This window comes from Xanthobacter sp. YC-JY1 (genome assembly GCF_021730305.1).
In the GTDB taxonomy this organism is placed as follows: Bacteria; Pseudomonadota; Alphaproteobacteria; order Rhizobiales; family Xanthobacteraceae; genus Xanthobacter; species Xanthobacter flavus.
The window spans coordinates 3,609,158-3,624,853 of record NZ_CP032674.1 but is presented as its reverse complement, the minus strand read 5'-3'; the positions used below and the strand labels follow the sequence as shown (position 1 = coordinate 3,624,853).

Here is a 15,696-nt window from a genome sequence, read left to right as displayed (position 1 = left end):
CGGCAAGAGAGGCGGGCCGAGCGGGAGGACAAGATGAAGAAGATCGGCTTTGTGGGGCTCGGCTCCATGGGCCTGCCCATGGCCGGCAATCTCGCCCGCGCGGGGTTCGCCGTGACCGGCTTCGACCTTCGCCCCGAGGCCGGGGCGAAGGTCGCCGCCGCCGGGGGCGTGGCCGCAACCAGCCTTACCGACGCCTTCGCCGGCCAGGATGCCGCGGTGCTGATGGTGGTGAACGCCACCCAGGCCGAGGACATCCTGTTCGGCGCGGGCGCGTTGGCGCATCTGCCTGAAGGCGGCACGGTGATCCTGATGGCCACCTGCCCGCCGGCCGCCGTCGCAGCCCTTGCCAGACGTGTGGAGGCCGAAGGCCGCCGCCTCGTGGACGCCCCGGTCTCCGGCGGTGTGGTGGGGGCCGAGGCGGGCAGCCTCACCATCATGGTGGCGGCACCGTCCGACCTGTTCGCGCAGGTGAAACCGGTGCTGGACGCCATGGGCTCCAAGGTGGTGCTGCTGGGCGAGAAGGCCGGGCAGGGCGCCACTGCCAAGGCGGTGAACCAGCTTCTGTGCGGCGTCCATCTGGCGGTCGCCGGCGAGGCGCTGTCGCTGGCCGAGACGCTCGGCCTCGACATGAACGCCATGCTCGACATCGTCTCCGGCTCGGCGGCCTCCAGCTGGATGCTGAGGGACCGCGGACCGCGCATGCTGGAGAGCGAGCCGCGCGTGACCAGCGCGGTGGACATCTTCGTGAAGGACCTCGGCATCGTGCTGGAAGCCGGTGCCGGCGCGAAGACCGCGCTGCCCCTCGCCGCAACCGCCCACCAGATGTTCCTCGCCGTCTCCGGACAGGGCAAGGGCGCAAAGGACGACAGCAAGGTCATCGACGCATACCGAGCCCTACAGGGCCGGGCCTAGTCCCCTCTTTCCAAACGACCAAGCCGCCGAAAGCGGCACACTAGGGAGAAGACACCATGAAACCGACCAAGACCGGCCTGACCCGCCGTCATGTGCTGGCCGCCGGCGCCGCGCTGCCCCTGTTCAGCATCCTCACCCGCCGGGGTGAGGCCGCCGAGTTCACCTACAAGTACGCCACCGGGCAGGATCCCACCCACCCGGTCAACAAGCGCGCCCAGGAAGCTCTCGACCGCATCCGCGAGGCCACCTCCGGCCGCGTCGAGATCAAGCTGTTCCCGGCCAACCAGCTCGGCTCGGACACCGATCTCCTCGCCCAGGTGCGCTCGGGCGGCGTCGAGTTCTTCAACCTCTCCACCTCGATCCTCGCGACGCTGGTTCCGGTCTCCGGCATCGTCAACACCGGCTTCGCCTTCCCCGACTATGCGACGGTGTGGAAGGCGGTCGACGGCGACCTCGGCAAGTACATCCGCACGCAGATCGAGAAGACCGGCCTCGTCGCCCCCGCCAAGTTCTGGGACAACGGCTTCCGCCAGATCACCTCGTCCACCCGCGAGATCCGCACGCCGCAGGACCTGAACGGCTTCAAGATCCGTGTCCCGCCCGCTCCCATGCTGACCTCGGTGTTCAAGTCGCTGAACGCCGGCGCCACGCCCATCAACTTCAATGAGCTCTACTCCGCGCTCCAGACCAAGGTGGTGGAGGGCCAGGAAAACCCGCTCGCCATCATCGCTTCCACCCGCCTCTACGAGGTGCAGAAGTCCTGCTCCATGACCGGCCATGTGTGGGATGGCTACGTCATCCTCGGCAACCGCCGCGCTTGGGGCACGCTGCCGGAGGACGTCCGCGCCGTCGTCACCCGCGAGCTGGACAAGTCGGCCGTGGACCAGCGCGCCGACATCGCCTCGCTCAACCAGAGCCTGCGCGCGGACCTCACCGCCAAGGGCATCACCTTCATCGACGTGGACCGCGAGCTGTTCCGCAAGGCGCTGGCCTCCACCCCCTTCTACGGCGAGTGGAAGGCGAAGTATGGCGATGAGGCGTGGGGCCTGCTCGAAGCCGCCGTCGGCAAGCTGGGGGGGTGAGCATGTCGCAGCACGTATCGCATTCCATGCCGCCGCCCGGGCACGCGCTGGATGAAACCCACGCGCTGCACGAAGCCTACGCCACCGAGGAGGCGCCGACCCAGGCGCTTCCCACCGGCTGGCGCCGCGCCGTCTTCGGTGTGGAGACGGCCCTCTGCCGGGTGGTGGAATATCTCGCCGCCGCCCTCGTGCTGGCCGAGATCACCGTGCTCTTCGTCGGCGTGGTGAAGCGCTATGCGCTGCACAGCCCCATCGTGTGGTCGGACGAACTCGCCTCGGTCCTGTTCATCTGGCTCGCCATGTTCGGCGCGGTGCTGGCCCTCCAGCGCGACAGCCACATGCGCATGACCGCCCTCGTCAGCATGGCCTCGCCGCGCGTGAGGTCGGTGCTGGAGACGCTGGCCCTCGCCGCGCCCCTCGTCTTCCTCATGGCGGTGCTGCATCCCGCCATCGAGTATGCCGAGGACGAAATGTTCGTCACGCTGCCGGCCCTCGACGTGCCCAACACGTGGAAGGCGGCCGCGCTGCCCATCGGCATCGGCCTCATGGCGCTCGTCAGCTTCCTGAAGCTGCTGCGCGCGGCCAATCCGAAACAGGTGGCGGTGGTGTGCGTCTGCCTCGTCCTGGCGGTCGCCCTCGGCCATGTGGCCTCGCCCTGGCTGAAGACGCTGGGCAACTACAACCTGCTCATCTTCCTTGTCGGCCTCGTGGCGGCGTCGGTGTTCGCCGGGGTGCCCATCGCCTTCTCCTTCGGCCTCGCGACGGTGGGCTATCTCACCTTCACGACCACGACCCCGCTCGCGGTGGTGGTGGGGCGCATGGATGAGGGCATGAGCCACCTCATCCTTCTGTCGGTGCCGCTGTTCGTATTCCTCGGCCTTCTCATCGAGATGACCGGCATGGCCCGCGCGCTGGTGGGCTTCCTCGCCAGCCTTCTCGGCCATGTGCGCGGCGGCCTCTCGTACGTGCTGATCGGCGCCATGTATCTCGTCTCGGGCATCTCCGGCTCGAAGGCGGCGGACATGGCGGCGGTGACGCCGGTGCTGTTCCCGGAAATGGTGAAGCGCGGCGCCAAGAAGGGTGATCTCGTGGCCCTGCTCGCCGCCACCGGCGCGCAGACGGAGACGATCCCGCCCTCCCTCGTGCTGCTCACCATCGGCTCGGTCACGGGCGTGTCCATCGCGGCGCTGTTCACCGGCGGACTTCTGCCCGCTCTGGTGCTCGGCCTCGCCCTGTGCCTCCTCGTGCGCTACCGCTACCGCAACGACGACCTTTCCAACGTCAAGCGCGTCTCCGCGCGGGACATCCTGTGGTCGGCGGGCATCGCGCTTCCGGCCATCGCCCTGCCGTTCGTCATCCGCGGCGCGGTGATGGAGGGCATCGCCACGGCGACAGAAGTCTCCACCATCGGCATCATCTATTCGGTGGTGGTAGGCCTGCTCGTCTACCGGCAGTTCGAGTGGAGCCGGGTGGTGCCGATGATGATCAGCACGGCCGCGCTCTCCGGCGCGATCCTGCTCATCATCGGCGCGGCGACGGGCATGGCCTGGGCGCTCACCCAGTCCGGCTTCTCGCAGAACCTCGCCAAGGTGATGTCCGGCCTGCCGGGCGGCGCGGCGACGTTCATGGTGGTCTCCATCCTCGCCTTCATCATCCTTGGCTCGGTGCTGGAGGGCATCCCGTCCATCGTGCTGTTCGGGCCACTCCTGTTCCCGATCGCGCGGCAGATGGGCATCCACGAGGTCCACTATGCGATGGTGGTCATCCTCGCCATGGGCATCGGCCTCTTCGCCCCGCCCTTCGGCGTCGGCTATTACTGCGCCACGGCTATCGGCGACGTGAACCCGGACGAGGGCATGAAACCCATCGTCGGCTACATGCTGGTGCTGCTGATCGCGCTGGCGGTGGTGGCCGCGGTGCCGTGGATCTCCATCGGCTTCCTGCCCTGAGGAGGGCGCCCGGCGCAGACCGGGCCCCGCTTCCCGTCTTGCAAGCTCCCTAGCCTGAAGGCCCGCCGGTTCGCCGGTGGGCCTTTTTTTGTGCCGAGGATCGCCAGGAGCAAACGAAAGCGCCGGCCGGAAGAGTTCCGGCCGGCGTTCTGCCAACACTGAAATGGTGCGAGACGCCTCAGTCGGGCGAGACCACGTTCGTGGGGCTACCGGCGACGAAGTTCTCGACGTTGTCGATGAGCTGGTCGGCCAGCGCCTGCTGGGCCTCCAGCGAGGCCCAGGCGATGTGCGGCGTGCAGATGACGTTGCGCCGCCGTGCGAGCCGCATGAAGGCGCTGTCGGGAGCGGGCGGCTCCGGCAGGGTCACGTCGAGGCCGGCGGCGCTCACCAGCCCTTCGTCGAGGGCGACCTCCAGGTCTTCCTCCACGATCAGCCCGCCGCGGGCGGTGTTGATGAGGATCGGCTGGTTCTTCATGCGCCGGAAGGCGGCCATGTCGAACATGCCGCGCGTCTCGTCGGTCAGCGGGCAGTGCAGGGTGATGGCGTGGGAGGTCTCGATCAGCTCGTCGAGGCTGACGACGCCCGCAGTGCCCGGCTTCGCCATGGGATCGTAGAACACCACGTCCATGCCGAAGGCCCGCGCGATGCCCGCCACCTGCGAGCCCAGCACGCCAGCGCCGACGATGCCGAGCCTGCGGCCGGCGAGGTCCACGATGGGGTTGGTGAAGAAGCAGAACTGCTGCGCCGCCTGCCACGCGCCCTCCAGCACCTCCTGTCGGTAGGGTACGATGGAGCGGGCGAGGGAGAGGAGCAGTGCGAAGGTGTGCTCCGGCACGGTGGCCTTGGCATAGCCGCGGATGTTCACCGTCGGCACGCCCTGCGCGGCCGCCGCCGTCTTGTCCACGCAATCGGTGCCGGTGGCGGCGATGGCGATGAGCTTGAGCTGCGGCAGCTGGGCCAGCGTGTCGGCGCGCAGGTCCACCTTGTTGTTGATGATGATGGTGGCGTCCTTGGCCCGGGCGATGACCTCGCTCGGGCTGGTGCGCGCATATTCCACCCATTCATGGGCAAAGGAGGGGCGGCGGACCTGGACCTCGGGCGCGATGGTGTCGCGGTCGAGAACGACGATCTTGTGCATGGTCTTGCTCTTTCCGATTGTCGCGACAGGCTCAGAGCCGCACGCGCGCGGCCTCGGCCACGGCCTCGGCGGTGATGCCGAAGTGCCGGTACAACGCATCGGCCGGGCCGGAGGCTCCAAAGCCCGTCATGCCGACGAAGCCGCCATCCTCGCCGATCCAGCGCTCCCAGCCGAACTTCACCGCCGCTTCCACCGCGACGCGCACGGTGCCCGTGCCCAGCACCGCCTTGCGATAGGCGGCATCCTGCGCCTCGAACAGGCTCCAGCAGGGCATGGAGACGACGGCGGTGGGAATGCCGGCCGCCTGAAGCTGCGCGCGGGCCTCCACGGCGATCTGCACTTCCGAGCCGGTGGAAATGAGGGTGACGCGGCGCGGGCCGCCCTCGGCCTCCTGAAGCACGTAGGCGCCTCGCGCCGAACGGTTCTCCGCGCCGCCGTCGCGCCGCAAAGCCGGCAGGGACTGGCGCGCGAACACCATCGCCACCGGGCCGGTGCGATGCTCCAGCGCGATCTCCCAGGCCTCCGCCGCTTCGATGGCATCGCACGGGCGCAGCACCATCATGTTCGGCATGGCGCGCAGCGAGGCGATGATCTCCACCGGCTGGTGGGTGGGGCCGTTCTTGCCGATGCCGATGGAATCGTGACTGAACACGAACTTCACCGGCAGCCCCATGAGCGCCGCCATGCGCAGGGCAGGGCGCTCGTAATCCGAGAAGGGCAGGTAAGTGACGGCGAGCGGGATGACGCCGCCATGGGCGGCCATACCGTTGGCCAGCGAGCCCATGGCATGCTCGCGCACGCCGCAATGGATGTAGCGGCCGGCCCGGTCCTTCGCGGTGAAGGCGGAGAGCTGGCGCTTGTGGTTGGTGGGCGCCTCAAGGTCCGCGCAGGCGGTCATGATCTCGGGCAGCACCTCATAGAGCGCCGCCGCGATGTCGCCGGAGGTGGCGATGGAGAAGTCCGCCTTCTCCTCGGCCGCCATCTTCGCCTTGTAGGCGTGGATGGCCTCGCGCCAGCGGGCGGCAAGCGTGCCGGAGACGGTGCGGTGAAATTCGTCCTGCACCGCATTGCCGGTGTCCGCCAGCCGCTTGCGCCAGGCCGCCCGGGTTTCCGCACCCGCCGAGCCGGTGGCGCGCCAGGCGGCGCCGATGTCGGCGGGGATGTCGAAGCTGCCGGCCGACCAGCCGAAGCGCGCGGCCATCTGGCTGCGATCCTCGGGGAACAGCTTGCCGGAATGGCCGCCGCGCTGGCCTTCGAGGCGGGGGATGCCGCGGGCGATGGTCGTCTTGCAGGCGATCATGGAGGGGCGGGGATCCGCCTTGGCGGCGGTGATGGCCGCGTCCACGGCTTCGATGTCGTGGCCGTCGATCTCCACCACGTGCCAGCCGGCCACGCGGAAGCGTTCGGCCACGTTCTCGGAGATGGACAGCTCGGTGGAGCCATCGTCGGTGATGGCGTTGTCGTCCCAGAAGAAGGTGAGCTTGCCGAGCCTGAGGTGGCCGGCGAGTTGGATCACCTCCTGCCCCACGCCTTCCTGCAGGCAGCCGTCGCCGACGAAGGCCCAGGTGCGGTGATCGATGAGGTCGTCGCCGAAGCGCGCGTTGAGATGGGCTTCGGCGATGGCCATGCCCAGCGCATTGGCGATGCCCTGCCCGAGCGGGCCGGTGGTGGTCTCGATGCCGGCGGCGGGCTCGTATTCCGGATGGCCGGCGCAGGGTGAGCCGAGTTCACGGAAGCTCTTCACCGCGTCGAGCGAGATGTGGTGATAGCCGGTGAGGTGCAGCAACGAATAGAGCAGGGTGGAGCCGTGCCCGTTGGAGAGCACCACCCGGTCGCGGTCCGGCCAGGTCGGGTCGGCGGGATCGAACTTCAGGTGACGGCTGTAGAGCACCGTCGCGATCTCGGCCATGCCGAGGGGAACGCCCTGATGGCCTTCGCCGGCGGCGAGAATGGCGTCCACCGCCAGGAAGCGGATGGCGTGCGCCAGAGGCTGGAGCGCCTCGGCTAGGGGGGCGCCCGGGTCGGCGGAAATGGCGATATCGCCCGTCGTGGCGGGGGCTTGACCGGTCAAGGGTCGTCTCCTCATCGTGCCTTGGTCTTTTAGGGGCGCGATGATGCCGAAAGCCGCCGAAGGTCGGTAACGCGAAAAACACACCGATTGGTGAATCTAGTTCATGGATGCGCCCGGCCCGCCGCGGATTTTCCGAGCCTTGCGTTCATCGCGGATGAATCAAGGCGCGTTCAGGCGGGTGCGCGAAGGTCGCTCCTGATCTCGCGGAGGCTCGCCTCGTGGGCGCGAAGGACGGCATCGAGGCGCGCGGCGCCCGCCATCACCTCGCGAAGGCTCTCGGCACATTCCTCCCGCGCGTGGTCGGCCGCAACGGCCGCCCAATCCCGGATCTCCCGCTCCAAAGCGGCGTGCAGGCGCGTGGCGTCGACCCCAGCAGACTGGAGGCTATCGTCCACCTCGATCATGATCTCCTCGAAGCCGATGTCCGTGGCGGGCTCGAACGGGGCAGGTTGCGCATCGCAGCCGAGCCGATAATCGCGGAAGTGGGCGTCCCGTGCCTCGCCCCATGCCGATTGCAGGGCGCGCGATACGTTGCGGCGGACGCCATCTGCATCCCGCTCACGGGCTTGGGCATCGAGCAGGTCCGGCAGAAGGGGGACGACGGCGCGCCACACATCCTCCTGGACCTGCGCGCCCCGGAGGGCGAGCTGGCCCGTCGCGTCGTCCAGCGCGGCATTCAGCTGCTCCAGCGCGGGCCGCAGCAGAGCTTGCAGGCCGCCGAGGACGGTTTCGTCCAGATGGCGCAGCCGCACCTCGGCCGGCTTGCGGCGCCGATAAGCCAGTGCCGGCGAAACGAGGGACCGCAGGGCAGAATAGAGACGATCCATGCCCGCCGCCGCCATGGCGGCTGGGCTCGCTCCCTCCACCCGCGCCATATGGACGGAGACCGATACGGGCAGCCGCAACTGCGTCACGTCCAGCCCCAGCGCAGCGAGCTTGTCGCGCGCACGCTCGGCCACATCAGCCTCCTGCCCGCAGCGGTCGGCCGTGGGCTTGTTGCGCATGAGCTTCACCAGTGCGCCGTCGATCTCGTCTTCTTCATAGCGGTCGCTGCGGGTGATGACCGGCAGCAGGGGCTTGCCGCGGCGCAATTCGCCGGCAAGCTCGTCCAGTTCCTGCACCTGCCCCGGCGTGGAGGAACTGGTGAGCCAAAGCACCGCATCGGCGCAGTCGGCGAAGCGGCGGGTGAGCGCCGCGTGCTCGCCGGTGGCGGAATGGAGGCCGGGCGTGTCGAGCAGCACCAGCCGTTGGCCCAGCCGGATGCCCTGAATGCGCGATGTGGTCTCCGTCGCACCTTCCGTGAAGCGGGCGCATGGCTCCAGGCGCCCGTCGGCGTCGAGCTGAAAAAACGCGACTTCCGCGCCATGTGCCGCGAAGCGGTCGGCCATGAGATTGCAGAGCGAACTCTTGCCCGCATTGAACTTGCCGAACACCAGCAGGACAACGGCCTGGTCCAGGCTCCGCGCCAGCGCCTCGGCGGGCCGCAGCGCGTCGCGTTGCCGGGGCCAGTCCGAGACGCAAGCATCAACAGCGGCATTCGTCGCCGCGACGCGGCGGGCGATCTCGCTGTCCTCCCGCAATGCTGCGGCGTCGATGCGGGCGCTGGCAAGGCCCGTGCCCAGACCTGAAAGCCACCCGTCCAGACGGGCGAGCGCGGGGCTAAGGTCATCCGAGGCGAGCGCGGCCGCCTCGGCCTCGGCCATGAAAAGCTGTTCCTCGGACAGAGCCGCGCGTGTTGACGGCTCATTGAGTGCCGGCGAGGGGCCACCGCGGTCCATCGTCTCCGCCCTCATGGCGCGGCGTCCGGCGGCAGGGCGGCAAGGGCGCGGTCGGTCGCATCCAGCACGGCGGCGGCCTCGGTGATCCTGTCCCGCAGCGCAGCTTGCGACCGCGACAGCTCGAAATAGTGCGCGAAGGCCGCCTGCAGCCGCGCCCGCCCCGGCGCCTCGCAGAACATGCGGCGCAGGTCCGCCCGGAATTTTACCGAGACGCCCATGACCGCCACCATGACCGTGTTGAGGCTCCCCGCAGCGGTCTGCTGCTCCTGCGGCAAGCTGGAGACACCGTGACCTGCGAGGAACCCGTCGAGGCGGATGCACGCCCTCGAATAGGCCACCTGGATGCGCGCGCGCTCCAGCTTCGCGGCGGTCGTGGCATAGCGCTCGCGGCCGGTGTCCGCCACCAGCGCGAGGTCGGGGCCGGGGAGTGCCACGACCTCCTCCATGTCCTGGCCGATTGCCGCAAGCAGGGTCTCAAGTCCGTCGTCGAAGGCGCGCCGCTGGGCTTCCTGCTGCTGCCGAAGTGACGCGAGCGTCTCAGCCTCGGCACGCCGAACACTTCCAAGTTCCGCGCGCATCTCGCCCCGCAACAGGCTGGTCTCATGGGCCCGCGCGGCCGGCACCCGCGCGAGCGCGTCCGCTAGAGCGCGCTCCAGCTCGGGAATGCCGCTGCGCTGGACCAGCAGGGTTTTGCCGTCCTCCAGTCCCCGGCGATGGCGGGTGGAGGAGACGACATGAAGGCCTGCGCCCGGCACTTGATCCGCGATGGCCGACACCACGCGGCCGAGCGCGTCGTCGTCTTCCATCTGGTCGGCTTGCGTCACCACGATCAGCGTCTCGCGACCGGTGCGCTGGCTGTCAGCGTGCAGCGTCTCGATAAGCGCCCGTTCCGCGGCGTCGAGCTCGCCTTCGCGCGCGGCATGGACGAACAGGCGAATGTCGGACGACAGCCAGACGGCCCGCAGCGCATGCCGGTCGTCTTCTCCGGCCACGTCCGCATCCAGCCCGGGCGCATCGAGCCAGCGCACGCCCCCGTGCCGGCACTCGGCCAGCTGAATGGTCTGGCGCCGGTCGGCCACGGCGAAGGCATCCCGGCGCATCAGCTCGTTGAGCAGACGGCTCTTGCCGTGATTGTACTTGCCGATGACGGTGACGACGGGGGCATCTGCCGCCGCCAGTTCATCGAGGCGCGCGAGGTCGCCGTCCCGATGCGGCAGGACGCAGAGCACGTCGCGCCACCGCGCAGGGAGGGCGGGCGTTGCCGGCTGGCGAAGAGAGGCGTCGGGCATCTTGGCTTCCCGTGCGTGTCCGGCGGCAGCATTCGCGCTGCCGCCGGTTTTCGCTCAGGCCGCGGCGCGGGCGCGCTCGACGATCTGGTTGTCCTTGCCGGCGACCTTCGGGGTCAGTTCGATGTTGAACTCGATATCCCGATAGCCGTCCTCCTCGAAGCCGACCGCCTGGCCGCCTGTGCGCTCCACCACGTGGGGGATGAGACCCTCGCGGGTGGCGAAGGCGAAGTCGTCCCAGATCAGCGGGTCGCCCTCGATGTTGAACTGCGTCGTCAGCTTGCGGAAGCTGTCCGTGGTGACGAAGAAGTGCACGTGGGCCGGGCGGTTGCCGTGGCGGTTGAGCTGGTTCAGCAGGGTCTGCGTCGCGCCGGAGGGCGGGCAGCCATAGGAGGCCGGCATCCGGGTGAGCACCTCATAGCGCCCGTCGGCGCCGGTGCGGATCGCGCCGCGCAGGTTGAACTCGCTCTGCCGGCCGGTGGGGTCGAAATGCGAGTAGAAGCCCTTGGAATCCGAATGCCAGACTTCCACCAGGGCATCCGCCACCGGAGCGCCGTCCGGACCGGTGACGCGGCCGTGGATGCGTAGGGGGCCGGCGTCGGGATCGGGATTCTTGTCGAGGCGCGCCTTGCTCTTCTGCTCGGGGGCGCCGGCCACGTAGAGCGGTCCCTCGATGGTGCGCGGCGTGCCGCCGGTGATGCCGAGCTCGGCATCCTCGGCATCGAGGCGCATGTCGATGTAGTGTTCAAGGCCGATACCGGCCGCCAGCAGCGCCGCCTCGCCCTCCGAGCCGAGCTTGTTGAGATAGTTGATGCCGAGCCAGACCTCATCCGGGGTCAGGTCGAAATCCTCGATGGTCTTGAACAGATCGGAGACGATGCGGTGCACCACCTGCTTCGCCCGCTCGTTGCCGCCGGCGCCATCCAGATTGGCGATGATCCGCAGGAAGTCCTGCACGTCCTTGCCGTTGAAAATCTTCACGCCCATCCTCGTGTCCTCCATTTCGCTTTCTGGTGGCGCGGGCTTCAATTCGCCCATTGCGCCGGTGATCTTGTTCAGGTGTCCTCGTGCCCGATCGAGGCGGGGCCACTCCCTAGGCCGTCGCGACCGCCGTGACCGTCGCGGTGCGGCGCGCGGCGTTCACCGCGAACACCAGCATGGCGAGGGCCGAGAGCGCCGCGGGCACCGCGAAGATCAGGAAGTTCTGCTGCAGCGGCAGCTCCTGCGCCAGCAGCACGCCCCCCAGCGTCGGCCCGACGATGGCGCCGATGCGGCCCACGCCCGAGGCCCAGCCGAGGCCGGTGGACCGGATCGACAGGTTGTAGAGCTGCGCCACGCTGGCATAGAGCAGGATCTGCGTGCCGATGGTGGTGGCTCCGGCGATGAAGACCATCACGAACAGCAGGGGCGCCGGAAGGCCGAAGCCGATGAGCGCGATGGACACGGCGGCGGCGGTGAAGAAGCCGACCACCACCCGCGGCAGGCCGAAGCGATCGCCGAGCCGTCCGCCGAGGATGGCCCCCAGCATGCCGCCGAAATTGAGCGAGAAGAGGCTCAGGAGACTGGCGGTCTCGGCATAGCCGACTTCCTGCAGGACCTTGGGCAGCCAGGACGACAGCAGGTAAACCAGCAGCAAGCAGCAAAAGAAGGCGGCCCAAAGCATCACGGTGCTCACCGCCCGCTGGTCGCGGAAGAGCTCGACGACCGAGGCGGACGCGCTCTTGCTCTCGGTGAACACCAGCCTGTCGCCGGCCTCGAGCCGGGCGGAGGGGGCGACCTTCGCCCAGATCGTGCGGGCCTCCGCCTCCTTGCCCTGGCGGAGGAGGAAGCCGAGGGATTCCGGCAGCTTCCACAGCACCAGCGGCAGCAGGAGCAGGGGCACGGCGGCGATGAAGAACATGGGCTTCCAGCCGAATTGCGGGATGAGCCCGATGCCGAAGCCGGCCGCCACCATGCCGCCCACCGAATAGCCGGAGAACATGACGGCCACCATGGTGCTGCGCAGGCGCTTCGGCGCATATTCGTTCATCAGCGCGACCGCGTTCGGCATCAGGCCGCCGCAGCCGAGACCGGCGATGAACCGGAAGATGCCGAACTGGGTCGGCGAATTGGCAAAGCCGGCAAGCAGGGTGGATGTGGTGAACAGGAGGAAGCAGACGGCGATGCCCTTCTTGCGGCCGATCCTGTCCGCGAGGGGACCGAAGACGAGGGCGCCGAACATCATGCCGAACAGGGCCCAGGCCTGAAGGGTGCCGGCCTGCGGCTTGCTGAGGCCCCACTCCTTCATCAGCGCGGGCAGCACCGTGCCGGCCACGAAGACGTCATAGCCATCCACCACGAGCAGCAGCCCGCAGAGCGCGGCCACCATCCATTGGAAGCGCCCGAACGGCGCCTTGTCGATGGCATCCGTGATATCGATGTTTCGCATGTGGGTTTCCTCCCCGGAGTGCTTTTGCACGTTGATCTTGTTCGCTGGCGCGAGCCCTAGGCGCTCTCCTTCAGCGGCGCGTTGGGCGTGAATTTCTCGTAGTGGAAGCAGTTGGGCGTCACGCCCGTCGCCTCGAAATGACGGCGCACGGCATCGACCATGGGCGGGGGGCCGCACAGATAGACGTCCGGCGCCGCGCGGAGCATGTCGTCGGGCATGTGCTGGGTGACCCATCCCTTGCGCGGATGGGCCGAAGCCTCGTCGGCCACCACGGTGGTGAAGCTAAAGCCCGGCAGGCGCGGTGTGTAGGCTTCGAGCGCGTCCACCAGCACGAGATCGAGGTCGCGGGTCACGCCGTAGACGAGATGGATCTGCTGCTGCGAACCTGCGCGGGCGAGCACTTCCAGCATGGAGAGGAAGGGCGCGAGGCCCGTGCCGCCGGCGAGGAAGAGCAACGGCGCACTTGTGTCGCGCAGATAGAAGCTGCCCAGCGGACCGCTGAGAGTGAGCCTCTCGCCCGGCTTCGCCCGCGCCAGCCAGGAGCTCATGAGCCCGCCGGGAATCCGCTTGATGAGGAAGGAGATGCGCGTCTCGCCCGGCGCCGAGGAGAAGGAATAGGCGCGGGTGAGCCCCGTGCCTGGAACGTCGATGTTGACGTACTGACCTGGCAGGAAGGCGGGCGCCGGGCCGTCCACGTCCAGTTCCAGGACGACCGCGGCGTCGTTGTGGAGGCTCACCTGCGCGACCGTCGCGCTGAATTTCTGCAGCCCCGTCTTGCAGGAGAGCGAGGTGACCGGCACGGCGATGATGCAGTCGCTCGACGGCACCATCTGGCAGGTCAGCACCAGCCCCTGCGCCGCCTCGTCGGCGGTCAGCGCGTCCTCGATATAGTCTTCGCCCAGATCATACGCGCCGCTTTCGGCGCGGCACTTGCAGGTTCCGCAGACCCCGTCGGAGCAGTCCATGGGCAGATTGATCTTGTTGCGGAACGCCGCGTCGAGCACCTTTTCGCCGGCCTTGCAATCGATGATGCGCGTGACGCCATCCTCGAAATTGAGCGCGATGGTATGGCTGGACATGGAACCCTCCCTGGGCCGGATATCGATGCCTGTCAGACGTGATAGACGTCGATGACCTGGCGGATGTAGTCGTTCTTCAGAACGATCTTCTTGGCCGAGATTGTGATCTGACCCTGATCCTCGCGAAGGGTGACGAGCATCGTTCCGAAGAACTGGTCCGTGACCTTGTAGCGGTGGCTGAGGGTGTGGAAGTTGTACCTGAGGTCGACCTCGCCCGGCCGCGTGGCAACGAGTTCCACGTTGGTCACGTTGTGGCTCGTGCGCGGCTCCGGCGTGGAGGCGCCGGAGCGTTCGGTCTTGATGCGGAAGACGCGGTCTTCCAGCCCGTCGCGATCGGCATAGTAGATCAGCGAGATCTGCGACTGCGGATCCTCGGTGAGCCGGTCATCGTCATCCCAGGCAGGCATCCAGTAGGTGACATCGGGCGCATAGCAGGTGAGCCATTCGTCCCAGGCACGGTCGTCCAAAAGGCGCGCCTCGCGATAGAGGAAGGCGCGGGCGGCTTCGAGGGAGATGCTCATGCCGCAACTCCCGTCTCGCGGAGCGGCACGGCCTCACGCATCACCTTCGCCCAGTATTCGTGCTGGCGCACGAACAGCCCTTCGTCCTCGCTGCGCTCGCCGGACAGGAGCGGGCGAATGCCCAGGCGCCTGGCATTTTCGTCCGGGCCTTCGATCCACAGGGGCGCGCCGCGGGACAGGTCGTTCCACAGGGCGGAGATGCCGGCATAGCCCACCTGACAGGCGCGGAACTCCTCCAGGTCGTCCGACGTGCCCATGCCGGAGACGTTGAAGAAGTCCTCATACTGGCGGATGCGCAGCGCCCGGTCCTCCGCGCTTTCACCCTTGGGGGCGAAGCAGAAGATGCTGATCTCCGTCTTGTCCACGCTGATGGGCCGCGCAACGCGGATCTGCGTGCTGAACTGGTCCATCAGGAACACGTTGGGATAGAGGCACAGGTTGCGGGTCTGGTTGACGATGAGGTCCGCCCGCTCCTGGCCGACACGGGAGGCGATCTCCTCGCGGTGGCCGTAGACCGGGCGCACCTCGGGGTTCATCGTGTTGGTCCACAGGAGGATGTGGCCGTTGTCGAAGCCGTAGACGCCCGCGACGGAACGGCTCCAGCCGTTGGCGTCGACCGCCTTGGTGCCTTCCACCTTGCGGCGGCCCATGGTCGCCGCATAGTTCCAGTGAACGGAGCTGACGTGATAGCCGTCGCAGCCGTTCTCCATCTGCAGCTTCCAGTTCCCGTCATAGATGTAGGACGAGTTCCCCCGCAGCACTTCGAGGCCGTTCGGCGCCTGGTCCACGATCAGGTCGATGATGGCCCTGGTCTCACCGAGATAGTCGGCGAGTGGCGCCACGTCCTCGTTCAGGCTGCCGAACAGGAAGCCGCGATAGCTCTCGAAGCGCGGCACGCGCTTCAGATCGTGGGAGCCGTTCTTGGCGAACTGGGGCGGGTACTGGGTGGTCTTCTCGTCCTTCACCTTGAGCAGCTTGCCGGTGTTGGAGAAGGTCCAGCCGTGGAAGGGGCAGGTGAAGCTGCCCTTGTTGCCGTGCTTGCGCCGGCACAGGAGCGCACCGCGATGGGCGCAGGCATTGATGACGGCGTGGAGTTCGCCCGCCTTGTCCCGCGTCACCACAACGGGCTGGCGGCCGATGGAGGTGGTGTAATAGTCGTTGTTCTCCGGGATCTGGCTCTCATGGGCCAGATACACCCAGTTGCTCTCGAAGATATGCTTCATCTCCAGCTCGAAGAGATCTTCGTTGGTGAAGATGTCGCGGCGGCAGCGGAAGACGCCGGCCTCCTTGTCGTCCACCACGGCAGTGGCGAGCAGGCGGTCGAGATCGCGGGTCCTTTCGGCGGTCGCTGACATGGCTATCCTCCCTCGAGATGCTGCGCTTCGTCGGCGTGAGGGCGGAGATCGCCCGGGGCCGGCTGCGCGTTCGTGCAAATTGTTGAACCGGGTGCGG

The 15,696-nt window shown here is 68.1% G+C and carries 12 protein-coding genes; 3 read left to right on the top strand and 9 right to left on the bottom strand.

The features are described 5' to 3' along the window. Positions 1–33 precede the first annotated feature (33 nt). From D7006_RS17000 to D7006_RS16990, 3 genes are read left to right on the top strand one after another with little or no spacing between them, the layout of a single operon-like run. The gene (locus tag D7006_RS17000; protein WP_237353864.1) at positions 34–912 is read left to right on the top strand and encodes an NAD(P)-dependent oxidoreductase; all 879 of its coding nucleotides are present in this window, start codon (positions 34–36) and stop codon (positions 910–912) included. Between the two features lie 56 nt (positions 913–968). Beyond that, positions 969–1,994 (top strand): TRAP transporter substrate-binding protein, encoded by a 1,026-nt coding sequence (locus D7006_RS16995; protein ID WP_169123046.1) that lies wholly within the window; start codon positions 969–971, stop codon positions 1,992–1,994. Between the two features lie 26 nt (positions 1,995–2,020). After that, entirely contained in the window at positions 2,021–3,943 is a 1,923-nt protein-coding gene (locus D7006_RS16990) for a TRAP transporter large permease subunit (RefSeq protein WP_371745122.1), read from the top strand. Positions 3,944–4,121: 178 nt separating this feature from the next. Here the strand turns inward: D7006_RS16990 and D7006_RS16985 are convergent, their stop codons facing one another. The 9 genes from D7006_RS16985 to D7006_RS16945 form a co-directional block, all read right to left on the bottom strand. Next, entirely contained in the window at positions 4,122–5,081 is a 960-nt protein-coding gene (locus D7006_RS16985; RefSeq protein ID WP_237353863.1) for a D-2-hydroxyacid dehydrogenase, read from the bottom strand. A gap of 31 nt (positions 5,082–5,112) precedes the next feature. After that, complete coding sequence (tkt, locus tag D7006_RS16980; RefSeq protein ID WP_237356938.1) at positions 5,113–7,113, bottom strand: transketolase; 2,001 nt, start codon at positions 7,111–7,113, stop codon at positions 5,113–5,115. A gap of 209 nt (positions 7,114–7,322) precedes the next feature. Then, positions 7,323–8,855 carry a GTPase gene (locus D7006_RS16975; protein ID WP_237353862.1) on the bottom strand — a complete coding sequence of 511 codons (1,533 nt, stop codon included), beginning with the start codon at positions 8,853–8,855 and terminating at the stop codon, positions 7,323–7,325. 86 nt (positions 8,856–8,941) lie between these two features. Next, positions 8,942–10,219, bottom strand: coding sequence for a GTPase (locus tag D7006_RS16970; protein WP_237353861.1), 1,278 nt, complete (start codon positions 10,217–10,219; stop codon positions 8,942–8,944). A 54-nt stretch (positions 10,220–10,273) separates the two neighbouring features. Continuing rightward, positions 10,274–11,203 carry a catechol 1,2-dioxygenase gene (catA, locus tag D7006_RS16965; protein ID WP_237353860.1) on the bottom strand — a complete coding sequence of 310 codons (930 nt, stop codon included), beginning with the start codon at positions 11,201–11,203 and terminating at the stop codon, positions 10,274–10,276. Between the two features lie 106 nt (positions 11,204–11,309). After that, on the bottom strand, positions 11,310–12,644 hold the full coding sequence (locus tag D7006_RS16960) for an MFS transporter (RefSeq protein ID WP_237353859.1): 1,335 nt from the start codon (positions 12,642–12,644) through the stop codon (positions 11,310–11,312). 56 nt (positions 12,645–12,700) lie between these two features. After that, positions 12,701–13,723 (bottom strand): benzoate 1,2-dioxygenase electron transfer component BenC, encoded by a 1,023-nt coding sequence (gene benC / locus D7006_RS16955; RefSeq protein ID WP_237353858.1) that lies wholly within the window; start codon positions 13,721–13,723, stop codon positions 12,701–12,703. Between the two features lie 32 nt (positions 13,724–13,755). After that, positions 13,756–14,244 carry a benzoate 1,2-dioxygenase small subunit gene (gene benB / locus D7006_RS16950; protein ID WP_237353857.1) on the bottom strand — a complete coding sequence of 163 codons (489 nt, stop codon included), beginning with the start codon at positions 14,242–14,244 and terminating at the stop codon, positions 13,756–13,758. Beyond that, positions 14,241–15,599: a Rieske 2Fe-2S domain-containing protein gene (locus D7006_RS16945; RefSeq protein ID WP_237353856.1), complete on the bottom strand. Its 1,359-nt coding sequence runs from the start codon at positions 15,597–15,599 to the stop codon at positions 14,241–14,243. Before D7006_RS16945 ends, benB begins: the two co-directional genes overlap by 4 nt. Between the last annotated feature and the right edge of the window lie 97 nt (positions 15,600–15,696).